Origin of the sequence: Kitasatospora sp. NPDC101157 (genome assembly GCF_044768255.1) — a bacterium.
GTDB lineage: Bacteria > Actinomycetota > Actinomycetes > Streptomycetales > Streptomycetaceae > Kitasatospora.
In genome coordinates this window covers 1-13,218 of record NZ_JBIWPL010000022.1, presented here as the reverse complement: position 1 = coordinate 13,218, position 13,218 = coordinate 1, and the positions used below count along the sequence as shown (strand labels likewise).

General features: G+C 74.6%; 16 protein-coding genes. 8 read left to right on the top strand and 8 right to left on the bottom strand.

All coding sequences use genetic code 11. The features are described from left to right. Nucleotides 1-203: 203 nt before the first annotated feature. From ACIRVF_RS32165 to ACIRVF_RS32155, 3 genes are all read right to left on the bottom strand, one after another. Nucleotides 204-1,079 (bottom strand): hypothetical protein, encoded by an 876-nt coding sequence (locus ACIRVF_RS32165; RefSeq protein ID WP_402825691.1) that lies wholly within the window; start codon nucleotides 1,077-1,079, stop codon nucleotides 204-206. Beyond that, nucleotides 1,076-2,068, bottom strand: coding sequence for a hypothetical protein (locus tag ACIRVF_RS32160; protein WP_402825688.1), 993 nt, complete (start codon nucleotides 2,066-2,068; stop codon nucleotides 1,076-1,078). The genes ACIRVF_RS32165 and ACIRVF_RS32160 overlap by 4 nt, the downstream gene beginning before the upstream one ends. A gap of 64 nt (nucleotides 2,069-2,132) precedes the next feature. After that, the gene (locus ACIRVF_RS32155) at nucleotides 2,133-3,050 is read right to left on the bottom strand and encodes a hypothetical protein (protein ID WP_402825685.1); all 918 of its coding nucleotides are present in this window, start codon (nucleotides 3,048-3,050) and stop codon (nucleotides 2,133-2,135) included. A gap of 366 nt (nucleotides 3,051-3,416) precedes the next feature. On the opposite strand from ACIRVF_RS32155, the gene ACIRVF_RS32150 reads away from it, so the two are divergent. Both ACIRVF_RS32150 and ACIRVF_RS32145 read left to right on the top strand, forming a co-directional pair. Continuing rightward, nucleotides 3,417-3,812, top strand: coding sequence for a hypothetical protein (locus ACIRVF_RS32150; RefSeq protein ID WP_402825682.1), 396 nt, complete (start codon nucleotides 3,417-3,419; stop codon nucleotides 3,810-3,812). 139 nt (nucleotides 3,813-3,951) lie between these two features. Beyond that, nucleotides 3,952-4,374, top strand: coding sequence for a carboxymuconolactone decarboxylase family protein (locus ACIRVF_RS32145; RefSeq protein ID WP_402825680.1), 423 nt, complete (start codon nucleotides 3,952-3,954; stop codon nucleotides 4,372-4,374). Between the two features lie 34 nt (nucleotides 4,375-4,408). Here ACIRVF_RS32145 and ACIRVF_RS32140 read toward each other — a convergent pair whose 3' ends face one another. Further along, a complete protein-coding gene (locus tag ACIRVF_RS32140) occupies nucleotides 4,409-5,224 on the bottom strand; it encodes a hypothetical protein (protein WP_402825678.1) in 816 nt (271 codons plus the stop codon). A 116-nt stretch (nucleotides 5,225-5,340) separates the two neighbouring features. On the opposite strand from ACIRVF_RS32140, the gene ACIRVF_RS32135 reads away from it, so the two are divergent. Next, a complete protein-coding gene (locus ACIRVF_RS32135) occupies nucleotides 5,341-6,348 on the top strand; it encodes an ADP-ribosylglycohydrolase family protein (RefSeq protein ID WP_402825675.1) in 1,008 nt (335 codons plus the stop codon). Between the two features lie 164 nt (nucleotides 6,349-6,512). Here ACIRVF_RS32135 and ACIRVF_RS32130 read toward each other — a convergent pair whose 3' ends face one another. After that, a complete protein-coding gene (locus ACIRVF_RS32130) occupies nucleotides 6,513-7,514 on the bottom strand; it encodes a helix-turn-helix domain-containing protein (protein WP_402825672.1) in 1,002 nt (333 codons plus the stop codon). 71 nt (nucleotides 7,515-7,585) lie between these two features. Here ACIRVF_RS32130 and ACIRVF_RS32125 point away from each other — a divergent pair, with 71 nt between their 5' ends. The 3 genes from ACIRVF_RS32125 to ACIRVF_RS32115 all read left to right on the top strand — a co-directional run bounded on the left by ACIRVF_RS32125 (nucleotide 7,586) and on the right by ACIRVF_RS32115 (nucleotide 9,871). Next, complete coding sequence (locus ACIRVF_RS32125; protein WP_402825669.1) at nucleotides 7,586-7,909, top strand: cupin domain-containing protein; 324 nt, start codon at nucleotides 7,586-7,588, stop codon at nucleotides 7,907-7,909. A 24-nt stretch (nucleotides 7,910-7,933) separates the two neighbouring features. Further along, on the top strand, nucleotides 7,934-9,112 hold the full coding sequence (locus tag ACIRVF_RS32120) for a transposase (RefSeq protein ID WP_402825666.1): 1,179 nt from the start codon (nucleotides 7,934-7,936) through the stop codon (nucleotides 9,110-9,112). 165 nt (nucleotides 9,113-9,277) lie between these two features. Continuing rightward, a complete protein-coding gene (locus tag ACIRVF_RS32115) occupies nucleotides 9,278-9,871 on the top strand; it encodes a hypothetical protein (protein ID WP_402825663.1) in 594 nt (197 codons plus the stop codon). Between the two features lie 55 nt (nucleotides 9,872-9,926). Here the strand turns inward: ACIRVF_RS32115 and ACIRVF_RS32110 are convergent, their stop codons facing one another. Both ACIRVF_RS32110 and ACIRVF_RS32105 read right to left on the bottom strand, forming a co-directional pair. Continuing rightward, nucleotides 9,927-10,322 carry a hypothetical protein gene (locus ACIRVF_RS32110; protein WP_402825660.1) on the bottom strand — a complete coding sequence of 132 codons (396 nt, stop codon included), beginning with the start codon at nucleotides 10,320-10,322 and terminating at the stop codon, nucleotides 9,927-9,929. A gap of 64 nt (nucleotides 10,323-10,386) precedes the next feature. Beyond that, entirely contained in the window at nucleotides 10,387-10,908 is a 522-nt protein-coding gene (locus ACIRVF_RS32105) for a peptidylprolyl isomerase (RefSeq protein ID WP_402825657.1), read from the bottom strand. 101 nt (nucleotides 10,909-11,009) lie between these two features. Here ACIRVF_RS32105 and ACIRVF_RS32100 point away from each other — a divergent pair, with 101 nt between their 5' ends. Next, complete coding sequence (locus ACIRVF_RS32100) at nucleotides 11,010-11,234, top strand: hypothetical protein (protein WP_402826018.1); 225 nt, start codon at nucleotides 11,010-11,012, stop codon at nucleotides 11,232-11,234. Between the two features lie 80 nt (nucleotides 11,235-11,314). Then, complete coding sequence (locus ACIRVF_RS32095; protein ID WP_402825654.1) at nucleotides 11,315-11,533, top strand: hypothetical protein; 219 nt, start codon at nucleotides 11,315-11,317, stop codon at nucleotides 11,531-11,533. Nucleotides 11,534-11,590: 57 nt separating this feature from the next. Here ACIRVF_RS32095 and ACIRVF_RS32090 read toward each other — a convergent pair whose 3' ends face one another. After that, a complete protein-coding gene (locus tag ACIRVF_RS32090) occupies nucleotides 11,591-12,955 on the bottom strand; it encodes a hypothetical protein (protein WP_402825651.1) in 1,365 nt (454 codons plus the stop codon). Nucleotides 12,956-13,218 lie beyond the last annotated feature (263 nt).

Genomic DNA, 13,218 nt, shown 5'->3' with positions numbered 1-13,218 from the left:
CACCGTGTATGCCGTGGCGATCACTCAGATGAAGCGGGCGTACAAGTTCCGCTTCTACCCGACGACGGTGTAAGACCTCAACGGAGCACTCCGGGCGGGCAGTCGTCGGTGAAGCAGGAAGCAGTCCCACCGCAGCGCCGAGGCGCAGCGGCTCAGCCGCGAGGCTGAGGGGAATTCCCCCGCCCTCAGGCGGAGGAGAGACGTCAAACGGACGCTCCGGGGCTGGCGAGGCGGTCGAGCTGCATGGTGAAGAGGCCGACGATCTTGTCCTTGGGCAGCGGTGCCACGCCCTCGACGCTCATGACCACCAGCAGGTCGCCCTCGGCGGCCGAGCACTCCAGGTAGTCGATCGGCGCGGACGGCGGCGCGGGCATCAGGTAGCAGTGCGCCTCGGGGTGGCCCGGGATCTGCGGGCCGGAGCGGAAGATGCCGGTGTCGCCGGTGAACACCGCGGTGTACTCGTTGATCCGCTGCACCTCCTGCTGGTTGAACTGGCGCAGCCGCAGTCCGACCACCAGGTTGTTGCCGTCGTTGCGGTAGGTCCGCACGCCGGTGCCCTTGACGTGCAGTCCCTCCCAGTAGGAGCGCAGCTTGTCGCGCTTGTCCTTGGGGATCTGCTGGAGCTCGGCGTCCAGTTCGTCGGAGATCTGCCCGGCGCCGATCTCGGTGTCGTTGCCGTAACCGCCCTCGTCGGGGCCGAGTTCGAAGCCGGCCGGGACGGGCAGCAGCAGGTCGCGCAGTGAGCCGAAGTGGCTGCCGTTGGACTTGGCGCCGTACGGCGTGGGGGTGGCCGTCGGGGCGGGGGCGCCGGTGGGGCCGGCGGCGGTGGCCGGGGCGGGGTCGTCGTAGCGGGTCTTGATGATGCCGACGCCGATGACCACTCCCACCAGCGCGGCGGCCACCGTCGCGGCGCCCGCGCGCAGCAGGCGGCGGGTGGCGGGGCGGGGCGCGGCGGGGGGCTGCTCGGGGGTGGACTCGGCTGCCGGGGCCGCGGGACCGGCGGGTGCGGGTGCGGGCGCGGTGGGTTCGGGGGCGGGCGTGGTGGCCGGCGTCGCGGTCACGGAGTTGTCCTCGGTCATGCCAGTCGCTCCCACTGCTGCTTGGCCAGGGTCTTGAGTTCCTCGCCGTCCACCGGCTTCGGGCTGAAGATCTCCACCTTCATCTGCACCGTGCCGCGCCGGGCCTGGGCCTGCCCGTAGTAGTACTGGTCCTCGGTGTCGGACCACTTCCTGGGCGTGAAGTCCGCGCTGTAGCCGCCGTTGGCGTCGCCGGCGAAGGGCATCCAGAAGCCGGAGGCGGCCTCGGCCTCGTCGATGTGCTCGGGGGTGTACTGGATGAGCGAGACGCGGTAGCGGGTGTCGCCCTTCATCCAGTCCACCTCGGCGGCGCGCCGGAAGCCGGAGGAGGCCAGGTCCTTGAAGACCAGGGCCGCGTCGCTCTTGCGCTCGGCGAGTTCGCCGATCGACATCCAGCTCGGCTTGGTCGGGTAGTCGCCCCAGGCGGTGCTGCCGTCGGGGGCGCTGACCAGCAGCTTGAGCAGGTCGCCCTCGATGGCCGGCGGCCCGGGCTGCACGGCGGCCAGGGCGGCCGGGTCGACCACCTCGGCCGGGTAGGCCGGCAGGGCCACCTGCAGCGGCGGCAGGGGCGTGGGCGGGCGCTGGGCCTGGATCGCGTAGCCGACGCCGCCGCCGGCCAGGGCGCCGACGACCAGCGCGCAGACGGACAGCAGCACCGGGCGGGGGCGGCGCGGGGCGCGCGGGGCGGACTCGGGGCCGGCGGACAGGAGGTCGGCGGCGGAGAGGTCCTGGTGCGGCGTCCGCTCGTCCGACGGCCCGTCCGATGGCCCGTCGGACGCCTCGGCGGCGCCGAAGGGGACGGGCGGGACGGGCGGGACCGGCGCAGCAGGGGGCACGGGCGGGACCGGCAGTTCGTCCGGCACCGGCGGGACCGGCGGCACGGGAGGCACCGGGGGCACCGGGGGTACGGGGGGTACGGGGGGCAGCGGCGGTTCGGCCGCCGCGGACGGTTCGGCCGGCGTGGGCGGCGGCTGCTCGGGTTCGGTGGTCACGGGAGTGGCTCTCCAGACAGGAGGAAGGGAGGACGACGTCGTGGGGCGGGGCGCGGGCGCGGGCTCAGCCGCCGGAGGCGAGCCACTCGCGCTGGCGCTTCATCAGGTCGTTGAGCAGCGCCTTGTCCGGTGTGCCCTTGACGTCGACGTCGATGGTGTACTGGACGTCGCCCTGGCTGGAGACGCCGGTCATCGAGCCGGTGTACGCCTCGTGCTTGGGTGTGCGGCGGAAGCCGTGGGCGTTGGGGTCGCCGTCGATGTCGATCGGCTCCTGCGACTTGATGCTGTAGCCCTGGACGAACCTGCTGGCCGTGTCGGCGGAGCCGAAGTGCAGGAGGGTGACGGTCACTTGGGCCTTGCCGTCGGCCGTGCGGTAGGTGCGGGTCGCCCCGTCCCGGTAGCCGAGCCGGTTGAGGATGGTGTCGATGTCGTCCTGCTTGCCGAAGATCTCGGAGACGTCGTCGCGGGTCATCGGCATCCCGTCCGCGGGCCCGTAGGACTCGCCGCCGGCGGGGATCGGGAGCAGGAAGTAGCGCAGGTCGCCCTCGTGCTTGCCGTTGCTGACCGTGCCCTTGACGGTGCTGGCCGGGGCGGGCTCGCTCGGCACGACGGTCGGCACCGGGACGGCGGAGGGCGTGGCGCTGGCACCGGCGCTCGGCGAGGCGGCGGTGGCGCGGGGCGCGGGCGCGGCGGCCGGGCGGCTGTCGGGCTTGCCGACCGCGACGGTCACCGCGGCGCTGGCCGCCGTGACGGCGAGCAGCCCGGCGGTGGCCAGCGCGACGGCGACGGCGCGCGGCAGCCGGCGCGGGGCCGCGGCCCGGTCCGGCGCGGGCGCGGGCGCGGCAGCCGCTTCCGGCGCGGCTGCGGGCCCGGGCACGTCTACGGCCGCGGGTGCGGGTACGGCGGCCGGTTCCGTCACCGCGGCAGCCGGCTCCGGCGGCGGATCGGCGAAGGCGGCGCTCTCGTTCTCGGGCGCGGACAAAGGACTCCCCCCAAAGGGAAAAATGTGGGATTAGCACGCGGGCCACTGTCGGATCCCGCTCCCCCAAGCGGCTCTCCGGACCGTCCGTCACGTGTCTCAGCAGGCATTATGAGAGTCCGGTGACATTGACGCCAACAAAATCAATCACCACACTCCCGCCCATTGCTTGATCAATTGGACACTCCGTGATCCAACCGCAACACCGCCCCGGCGGCGGCTACGGTGGCCCGGTGACGGGCAGTCGGGCAACGGTGCTGGTGGTGGCGCGGGGGCCGGGCGGGGCGGGCAGGTCCAGCGTCGCCGCCGGACTGCGGGCCTCGTACGGGGGGCCTTGCCGTCGTCGGGCAGGATCTGCTGCGGCGCACCGTGCTGCGCGAGCGCGACGTGCCGGGCGGGGCGAACATCGGCCTGATCTCCCCGGTGGCCCGGCACGCGCTGGACAGCGGCTTCCGCGTCGTGGTGGAGGGCATCCTCGCCGCCGAGCGCTACGGCCCGATGCCGGCGGACCTGGTCGCCGGCCACCGGGGGGCGCAGCCACCTGTACTACCTGGACGTCGACTTCGGGGAGACGGTGCGCCGCCACGCCACCCGGCCGCGGGCGGCCGAGTTCGCCCGGGGACATGGCCGGCTGGTACCGAGCGGGACCTGCTGCCGGGCGGTGTCGAGCGGGTCGTTCCGCAGGCCGGCGCGCTGGACGGGACGCCGGCGCGGATCCTCGCCGACACCGCGCTCACCCCGCCCGGGTGGACACCCCGGCCCTGAGGACGTGTCGCGCGGCCCGGGCTTGAGTTGGAGTGCACTCCAAGTCCTACGGTTCATGCCGTGGTCACGACCGCAACGGCCGGGACCACGGCACGAGCAGTACGGGTACGAGTACGGGTACGAGGAGAGGACAGGCGCCATGGGTGTTCACGAGAACGGGGCCGGCCAGCGGCAGGAGCGTTTCGACCGGGGCATGGAGATGCTCACCCGGGTCGACGGCGAGGGCGGGCAGCGGGTGATCGACGCGCTGGCCGACATCAATCCCGAGCTGGCCCACCAGGTCGTCGCCTGGGGCTTCGGCGAGATCTACAGCCGCCCCGAACTCGCCCCGCGTGACCGCCAGTTGGTGACTCTGGGGATGCTCACCGCGCTGGGCGGCTGCGAGCCGCAGCTGGAGGTGCACATCAACGCCGCCCTCAACGTCGGCCTCACCCCCACCCAGATCACCGAGGCCCTGCTGCACTCCGCCGCCTACTGCGGGTTCCCCAAGGCCCTGAACGCGACCTTCGTCGCCAAGAAGGTCTTCGGCGAGCGCGGCCTGCTCCCGGTCACGGCGAACTGACGCCGCGCCGGGAGCGGTGCGCGGCCGCCCGGGCTCAGAGTGTGGACTCGTACGCGTAGACGGTCTTGCCGACGGCGTCCTGCAGCGAGGACAGGCGCTCGACGAGCGGCTGGCGGTCGGTGGAGCGGCCGTCGGCCCACTGGCCGAGCGCGACGAGCATCGCGCGGCCGCCGCTGCCGAAGGCCTGGACCATGCCGCTGTCCGGCGGCAGCGTCCGCAGTCCTGAGGCGGGCGGCGGGGCCTGGGCGGCGACCTCGAAGTCCTCGAAGTCCCCGGACAGCCGGGTGGCCAGGTGGACGGTCTCCAGCGGGTCCTTCATGGTGAACAGCGCCAGGTTGAACTGGTCGTCCTGGGCGTCCTTGTACAGGGCGACCTGCTCGGCCACACAGCCCTTGCCCGCCTTGATCATGGCGATCAGGGCGGGGGCGACCGAGTCCGTCTCGGTGCACGAGGGCAGGGTGGCGGAGGCGACCCGGGTGTAGACGGCGCCGGAAGCCGTCTTCACCTCGGCAGGGAAGACCTGGTCCAGTGGTATCGGCGAGTGGTCGGCGGCGGCGGAGGCCGGGGCGCTCGCGGCGGAGGCCGTCGGGGTGAGGGCGGCGGCGGGGGCCGCGGCGGGCGGGGCGGGCGGGGCGGAGGTGTCCGCGGAGGGCTGCAGGAGCTCGACACCGAGCAGCGTCAGGGCGGCAGCTCCCAGGGCCATGGCCGCGTTGCGCGGCCAGACCCGCCTGGGCTGCGGTTCGGCGGCCCGGCGCTCTGCCTCCTCCTGCGCGGCCACGGCCTTCACGAACTCGTTCCACTGCTCGTCCTCGGACTTGTCCCGGCTCCGCCCCGGGTCGTCGTTTCGCATACCGACGCACGGTAGTGATCACGACTGACACCTCCCGCCACGGGATGGTCACATCTTGATCAACTTGTGCCGTCCGGGCCGTCCCGGGCACGCGGGGCCGGTGCGAGGATGCCGGGATGACATCATCCGCCGCACGTGACGCACTGGAGGGCCTGGCGCTCGGGGACGGCTTCGGGGAGCGGTGGTTCCCGCTCTTCCGCAGGCCGCAGCTGGCGTTCACACAGATCCGGGCCCGGCAGGTGCCGCCGGAGTCCCCGTGGCACTGGACCGACGACACCGCGATGGCGCTGTCGGTGTACGGCGTCCTCACCGCCTACCAGGCGGTGCACCAGGAGAAGCTGGCGCAGGCGTTCGGGGCGACGTACCTGGCCGACGCCTACCGCGGCTACGGCAACGGCATGAGCCTGCTGCTGCCCAGGCTGGCCGAGCGGCCGTCGAGCTGGCGCGCCGAGTCGCGCAGGCTGTTCGACGGGCAGGGCAGCCTGGGCAACGGTGCGGCGATGCGGGTGGCGCCGCTGGGCGCCTGGTTCCACGCGGACCTGGACGAGGCGGCGGAGCAGGCGGCGCTGTCGGCCGAGGTGACCCACGCTCACCCCGAGGGGGTGGCCGGGGCGGTGGCCGTGGCCCTGGCGGCCGCGCTCGCCGCGCGCGGGCGCGCGGTGGCGGGGACGGATGCGGTGGCCGGGACGGAGCCGGTGGGCGGGACGGAGCCGGTGGGCGGGACGGAGCCGGTGGCCGGGGCCGAGCTGCTGGCCGAGGTGGCCAGGCGCACGCCGCGCGGCCCGGTGCGCGAGGGGCTGGAGCGGGCCGCCGCCATCGCGCCGGACACCGAGCCCTGGCGGGCAGCGGACCTGCTGGGCAACGGACAGCGGGTGCGGGCCGGCGACACCGTGCCGTTCGCCCTGTGGTCGGCCGCGCACCACCTGGACAGCCTCACCGACGCGCTGTGGACGACGGCGGAGGGCTTGGGCGACGTGGACACCACCTGCGCCATCACCGGCGGCGTGGTCGCCGCCCGCACCGGCCTGGGCGGCCCGGCCGCGGCGTGGCTCGCCAAGCGCGAACCGCTGCCGGAGTGGGTGGCCCGGGCCGAGGACGAAACCCCGGTGCGCAACGGGAGTTGAGCGCACAAGGCCCCCTCGCCGTCCGGCCGGGGCGCCCGCCGGCCGGACGGCGAGGGGGCAGTCCAGGGGGCTTCGACCGGCGGTTCGCCCTCCCCTTCGCCCTCCCCTTCGCCCTCGCCCGGGTCCGTCCTCGCCCGGGTCCTCGAACTGACCAGGAACAGAGGCTAGTTGGGGCGTCCGCCGAAGGTGCGGCGGTAGGCGCCGGGGGTGGTGCCGAGCGCGGTGCGGAAGCGGCGGCGCAGGTTGACGGCGGAGGCCAGGCCCACCCGGGCGGCGACGGCCTCCACCGGCAGATCGGTCTGCTCCAGCAGCGCCCGGGCGGCGTCGATGCGCCGGGCCAGCAGCCACTGGCCGGGGCTGGTGCCGAGCTGCTCGGTGAAGCGCCGGGCCAGGGTGCGCCCGGACAGTCCGGCGCGGGCGGCCAGGCCGTCCAGGGTCAGCCGCTCCCCCAGACGCTCCTGGGCCCACTCCAGCAGCGGGGCCAGCGACTCGTCCGCGCGGGCGGGTGCCGGGGCGGCGGCGTACTGCAGCTGGCTGCCCTCGCGGTGCGGGGGCAGCACCATGTGCCGGGCGACCTGGGCGGCGTAGGCGGCGCCGTGGTCGCGGCGCAGCAGGTGCAGGCACAGGTCGATGCCCGCGCCGGAGCCGGCGCTGGTGGCGACGTCGCCGTGGTCGACGTACAGCACGTCCCGGTCGACGTCCAGGGCCGGGTGCTGGGAGGCGAGTTGGGCGGTGCGGGCCCAGTGGGTGGTGGCGCGGCGCCCGTCGAGCAGTCCGGCCTGGGCCAGGACGAAGGCGCCGGTGCAGATGGAGACGATCCGGGCGCCGCGGGCGTGGGCGGTGCGCAGCGCGTCCAGGACGGCGGCCGGTGCGGGCGAGCCGGGCGGCTGCCAGCCGGGGACGACGACGGTGTCGGCCCGTTCCAGCGCCTCCAGGCCGTCCTCGACCAGCAGGGGGACGCCGAGGGTGGTGGGCAGCGGGCCGGGGGCCTCGGTGCACAGGGCGAAGTCGTAGTGGGAGGGCAGCCCGGCGCGTTCGGTGCCGAAGGCCTCGGCGGCGCAGGCGAGTTCGAACGGTGCCTGGGGTGCGCCGAGCAGGGCCACCACCCGGTGGCGGGGTGCTGGCAGGGGTGCTTGCGCGGGTGCTCGCGCGGCAGGGGCGTTCATGGCAGGAATGTACCTGAGGATGTCTTTCGGGACACTGGGGCGGGCGGGGGCCGGGCGGCCACAGTGGGGGCATGGACGAGAACGACGCACTGAAGACGAGCCTGCTGGCCGACGAGGTGGAGCCGGTGGAGGTCGGGCCGGGGATCCTGCGGCGCCGGCTGACCGCCACCGGGTACGCCCGCGCCTGGCTGATCGATTTCGCGCCGGGCAGCCGGTGGCCGGAGGTGGACGTACACGAGAGCGAGGAGCGGTACTTCGTGCTCAGCGGTGAGGTGATCGAGGGCGAGGAGCGCCATCCGGCGGGCAGTTACGTGGTGTTCGCGCCGGGCAGCCGGCACCGGCCGCGCACCGAGACCGGCGCGCGGATCCTGGGGATCACCCTGGCCGGCGTCTGACGGCGGGGCGGGCGCCGGCCGGTCGTGACGTTGTCCCGGCCTGGTCACTGCTGCGGGGCGGGCCTGGCCGCGGGGGTGGTGAACTGCTGGTGGCTGAGTGTTGTTGAGTGTTCTTTGGTGTTCATGAGTGAGTCTGTCGGTTTCCGGCGAAGGGTCGTCGAGATGCTTTCGGTTGACCTGGCGGCCGACGGGGAGTCGGGCAAACGCTACGGGAACGAGACGATCCGGGTCACCCCGGCCGGTGGGATCAGCGTCAGGTTGCCGGCGCCGCCGGCGCATCTGGCCAACGCCCCGTACGGCCGTTACGTCCTGGCCTCGACGGTGTCGTTCCCGCACCGGGGTGGGGAGTGGCGCGATCGCATCGAGGCGAACCGGGCCGTCGCCTACCGCATCCACCTCGACGTCGAGCGGGAGCGCTGGTACCTGGACGCGAGCCGGCAGCGCAAGGACCTCCCCGTCGTGCCGCTGGAAACCCTGCGGTGCGGTGAGGTGATCGGCGTGGATGTGAACGCCGGCCACCTCGCCGCCTGGCGCCTGGACACCCACGGCAACCCCACCAGCCGGCCACGCCGCTTCGACTACGACCTGTCCGGAACCGCCGATCACCGTGACGCCCGGCTCCGGCACGCGATCACCCGCCTCCTTCACTGGGTGAACGACACCGGCGTCAAGGCGATCGCGATCGAGGACCTGGACTTCACCGACTCCAGAACCCGCGAAAAGCACGGCCGCAAACGTCGCTTCCGCCAGCTCGTCAACGGCATGCCCACCGCGAAGCTGCACGCCCGGCTCCTCGCGATGACCGCCGAAGCCGGAATCGGCGTGATCGCGGTCGATCCCGCCTACACCTCCATGTGGGGAGCCGAGCACTGGCAGAAGCCCCTCACGACACCGGACCGCCCCGTGAGCCGCCACCAGGCGGCGAGCGTGGCGATCGGCAGGCGCGCCCTCGGACACCGGATCAGGCGACGGACGGCACCGCCCCGTGCACACCAGAGCGATGTGCGCGGGCATCGGACCGTCCAGGCCCGGCCCGGTGACCGGGGGCGTGAGGGAAACCGCCCCCGCGTACCCGGACCACGGACACGATCCGTCGGCGCTGAACGCGGCAGGAACGCGGTGGACCAGAACGCCCAAGACCGTTCGGGGCGTTCGGCTGAGCAAGGGTTCTGGCGACAGGACTCACTCCCGCTCAGTCTCTAGGAACGGTCGGGCGGCCCGAGGATCGGATACCGGGACGGGTGGCGGGGCGCGGCATCGGGGGGCGGGCTGGTGGGGGCGGGAGCGGTTCGGGCGGGAGCGGTTCGGGCGGGAGCGGGCGGGGGCCGGCTGGTGCGGGGCTGCGCGGCGGTGGCCGTGGGGGCGGTGGTGACGCTGGCGCTCGCGGGCTCGGCGGCGGTGTGGCGGTGGTCGCAGGACGATCCGGTGGACGGGTGGCTGTGGTGGCTGTGCGCCGGCGCGGCGGCGGTGGCCCTGGCGGCGTCGGCGGTGCTGCGCGGCCGTGATCCGCAGGCGCCGGCCGGGACGGGCACGCGGGCGGTGGGGGCCCTGCTGCTGGCGCTGGTGGCGGTGTTCCTGGCCGCGCAGGCCGCCGGGACGGTGCGGGAGCGGCTGAGCCGTCCGCGCAGCACGACGGCCTGGGTGACGGGCTGCCGGGTGAGCGGCCAGGAGCCGGGCGGGGAGGGCGGCGGCCTGGGGGCGAGGACCTACGCCTGCACCTTCCGCTGGAGCGTCGACGGGCGGGAGTTCGGCGCGGAGCGGCCGCAGGGGCCCTACCCGCAGGGCAAGGAGGTCACGGTGTGGCTGGACGGGCGGGGGCGGATGAGCACCGGGCGGCCGAGCCGGCTGTCGGTGCCGCTGTTCGCCGCCCCCGTCCCGTTCGCCCTGTACGGGGCGGTGTTCCTGGGCCGCTGGGCGGCCCGGGACGCGGCGGGGTGGTGGCGCCGGGCGGCGCGGGACTGAACCGCCCGGCCGGCTGGGTGCGGTGGCGGGCGGTCACGGCGGGGCGGGGGCTCGGCTACGCCGGCGTCCCGAGGAGGGCGAGCACCTCGCGCACCGCCGCCTGCCCGGCCCTGCGGTGGGCGTACTCGCTGGTGTCGACCTCGTGCACCACGGTACGGTGCACCACCAGCGCCAACGCCACTGCGGTGCCCGGCAGTTGCTCGGCAAGTCCGGCGCGCACGCCCTCCGCCAGGGCCGCGTGGCAGCGGTCGAGGTCCTCCTGCGGCAGAGGGCCGCCGTGCACGGTGGCGTCAGCGGCGACCTCCAGGTGCACGCCCTCCTCCCACGGCTCGAAGTCGACCAGGGCGTCCGCCGGCGAGCCGGGGCAGCCCGCCTGCCGCACGAAGCGGGCCCGTACGCCGCGCACCGGCCGGGGCGGGAAGGCCTGCGGCCCGGCGGTCGCGGCACTCACGGCGGTCACGGCACTCACGGCGCGGTCACGGCGGCCGCGGCGGTCACGGCGCTCACGGCGGCCGTCAGGGGTGGGTGATCTCGACCTTGGTGACCACCACGTCCTCGACCGGGCGCTCGCCGTCGGTGGGGGCGGCGGCGATCGCGTCCACCACGGCCTTGGAGGCGGCGTCGGCGACCTGGCCGAAGATGGTGTGCCGGCGGTTGAGGTGGGTGGGGGTGCCCACGGTGATGAAGAACTGCGAACCGTTGGTGCCCGGGCCGGAGTTGGCCATCGCCAGCAGGTACGGCTTGTTGAAGAACAGCTCCGGGTGGAACTCGTCGGCGAAGGCGTAGCCCGGCCCGCCGGTGCCGGTGCCGGTCGGGTCGCCGCCCTGGATCATGAAGCCCTTGACCACCCGGTGGAACGTCGTTCCGTCGTAGTACGGGCCGCTGCCGGGCTCGCCGGTGCGCGGGTCGGTGTACTCCCGGGTGCCCTCGGCGAGTTCGACGAAGTTGCGGACCGTCTTCGGCGCGTGGAACGGGAACAGTTCCAGCCGGATCGGGCCGGCGGTGGTGTGCAGGGTGGCGAACCGGGCGTTGGCCACGGGTGTCTCCTTGTTCGTCGGTCGGGTTCGGTACTCGGACGGAGATCCTGGCACATGGCAGGATTCGTGGCCGAACCGGTGAGGGAGGAGAGGGGTCCGTGATGGTCGGAGCGGTGCTGGTGGCCGTGCTGGTGCTGGTGCTCGCGGGGTGCGGGTGCGTGGTGTGGGCCGAGCGCGGGGGCCCGCGCTGGGCGCGCGCGGTCGCGGCGCTGACGCTGGCCGCGGGCGGCCTGCTGCGCGGCGCGGAGCAGCGCCGGCGGCGGCGGGAACGGCGGGAGCGGTGGCTCCTGGGCAAGGGCGGCAGCGGCGAGGGCGGCGGGGACTGAGCCTTGACGGATGAGCAGCACGGGCGGGACGGGCGGGACGGGCAGCGGCTGCGCCGGCCGAGGCCCTGGCCGGGCGCGGGGTGGCGACCTGCCTGGGCCTGGATCAGGAGACCGAGGAGGCCCTGTGGGCGGTGTACGACGCCGGGTACTTCGGGGCCGGGCGGCAGGTGAGCGAGGAGCGGGTGGCGGCCGCCCACCGGGCGTTCGAGGGCCAGTTGGACGGCAGGAACGCGGCGCGGTGGCGCGAGCAGCTCGCGCGCCGGTTCCCGAGCGCTGAGAACCGGCACCGAGAACGCTGAGAGCGGGCGCGTCCCGGCCCGGCGCCGTGGGGCGGCGGGCCGGGACGCGACCGGGTGTCAGCTCTCGGCGGAGCGGCGGCGGGAGAGCGCGACCAGCGCGGCTCCGGCGGCGAGGGCCGCGGCGGCGCCGCCGGCCTCCCAGCCGAGCCCCTCGGTGCCGGTGGCGGCCAGCGTGCCCGCCCCGGAGACGGCGGTGGCGCCCGTGGTGGTCCCGGCGGAACCGGCCGTGTTCCCGGTGGTGGTCCCCGTCAGGGCCGCCTGCTGGACGGTCTGCGGCTGCTGGGCGCCCTGGTCCTGCTGACCGGCACCCTGGTCGGCGGGCTTGTCCGCCGGCTTGTCCGCGGCGGCCTCGTCCGCGGCACGGGCCGTGGCCCAGCCCTCGGCGAGGAACTTGGCGACGTCGGCGTCGCTGCCCCCGAACGCCTTGGCGGCCGCCTCGCGCACGGCCGGACCGCCGGTCTCCATGAGCTGGGAGACCTTGATGCGGTTGTCGGAGGCGCGCAGCTTGGGCAGTTCCTCCAGGAAGCGGGCGACGTCGGCCGGGGTGCCGGTGAGCGCCGTCTTGGCGGCTTCGAGGACGTGCGGACCGGTGTTCTTGTCGGACAGGGCGACGAACACCGCGACGCGGTCGTCCGAGGCCTTGGCAGCCGGCCAGCCCTCCGCCAGCCACTTCGCGACGTCCGCGTCGCTGCCGTCCAGCGCCTTCTGCGCGCCCTCGCGCGCCTCGCGGCCGCCGGTGGCCAGGATCTGCGAGACCCTGACCCGGTTGTCGTCGGCCCGGTTCTTGGCAAGCTCGACCGTCAGGAAGTGCCGCAGCTCGGCGGCGCCGCCCTTGAGCGCCTTCTGACCGGCCTCGCGAACCCCGCGGCCGGTGTTCGGGTCGGCCAGGATCTTCTGGATCTCGGCGCGGTCGGCGTCCTCGGCCTGGGCGGCGGGCAGATCCTCCGCGAAGAACTTCAGGACCGCCGCGTCGCCGTTGTCCAGCGCCTTGCTGGCCGCCGCGCGCACGGCCGGGCCGCCGCGGTCCATGGTCTGGGCGAGCTTCACCCGCAGGTCGTCCATGCGGTTCCTGGGCAGCTCGACCGTCAGGAAGTGCCGCAGCTCGGCGGCGCCGCCCTTGAGCGCCTTCTCGCCCGCCTCGCGCACCCCGCGGCCGGTGTCCGGGTCGGCCAGGATCTTCTGGATCTCGGCGCGGTCGCGCTGCTCCTGCCCCTCGGGGGCCTTGGGGCCGCTGCTGTTGCCCGGACCGCCGTTGACGCCGTCGTCGCCGGGCGTGACGTCCGGTACCGAGCCCGAGGCGGTGTCAGGACCGGAGACCCCGGTCGGCTGGGGGGCGTCGGCGGCGGAGGCCGAGGAGGGGAACAGAACGGCGGGGGCCAGGACGGCGGCGGCGACGACGGTGGACACCCGGGGCAGCTTCATGCAGTGGAACCTGCTGTTTCCTGTGAAGGGATCATGAACGCCCCACAGCATAGATCTTCTTTTACGCTTGCCATACCAGATATTTGCCACCCTCCCCGGGCCCTCCCCGGACCTCCTCCGCCCCCTCCCCGGGCCGCCCCGACGGCGTGTCACCCCTGTCGGTGACACCCCCTAGTACTCCAGTGTGACTTCGTGATCTCGCGCCGGGGCCGGGTGGGAACGGGAACGGCCACCGCGTGATCATCAAGGGTTGTGTGGACTCA

Excerpts from the sequence above, each read along its gene's own strand:
- ACIRVF_RS32165 (WP_402825691.1), bottom strand. The coding sequence starts at position 1,079 with ATGACCGAGGACAACTCCGTGACCGCGACGCCGGCCACCACGCCCGCC.
- ACIRVF_RS32145 (WP_402825680.1), top strand. The coding sequence starts at position 3,952 with ATGGGTGTTCACGAGAACGGGGCCGGCCAGCGGCAGGAGCGTTTCGAC.
- ACIRVF_RS32140 (WP_402825678.1), bottom strand. The coding sequence starts at position 5,224 with ATGCGAAACGACGACCCGGGGCGGAGCCGGGACAAGTCCGAGGACGAG.
- ACIRVF_RS32135 (WP_402825675.1), top strand. The coding sequence starts at position 5,341 with ATGACATCATCCGCCGCACGTGACGCACTGGAGGGCCTGGCGCTCGGG.
- ACIRVF_RS32130 (WP_402825672.1), bottom strand. The coding sequence starts at position 7,514 with ATGAACGCCCCTGCCGCGCGAGCACCCGCGCAAGCACCCCTGCCAGCA.
- ACIRVF_RS32125 (WP_402825669.1), top strand. The coding sequence starts at position 7,586 with ATGGACGAGAACGACGCACTGAAGACGAGCCTGCTGGCCGACGAGGTG.
- ACIRVF_RS32100 (WP_402826018.1), top strand. The coding sequence starts at position 11,010 with ATGGTCGGAGCGGTGCTGGTGGCCGTGCTGGTGCTGGTGCTCGCGGGG.
- ACIRVF_RS32090 (WP_402825651.1), bottom strand. The coding sequence starts at position 12,955 with ATGAAGCTGCCCCGGGTGTCCACCGTCGTCGCCGCCGCCGTCCTGGCC.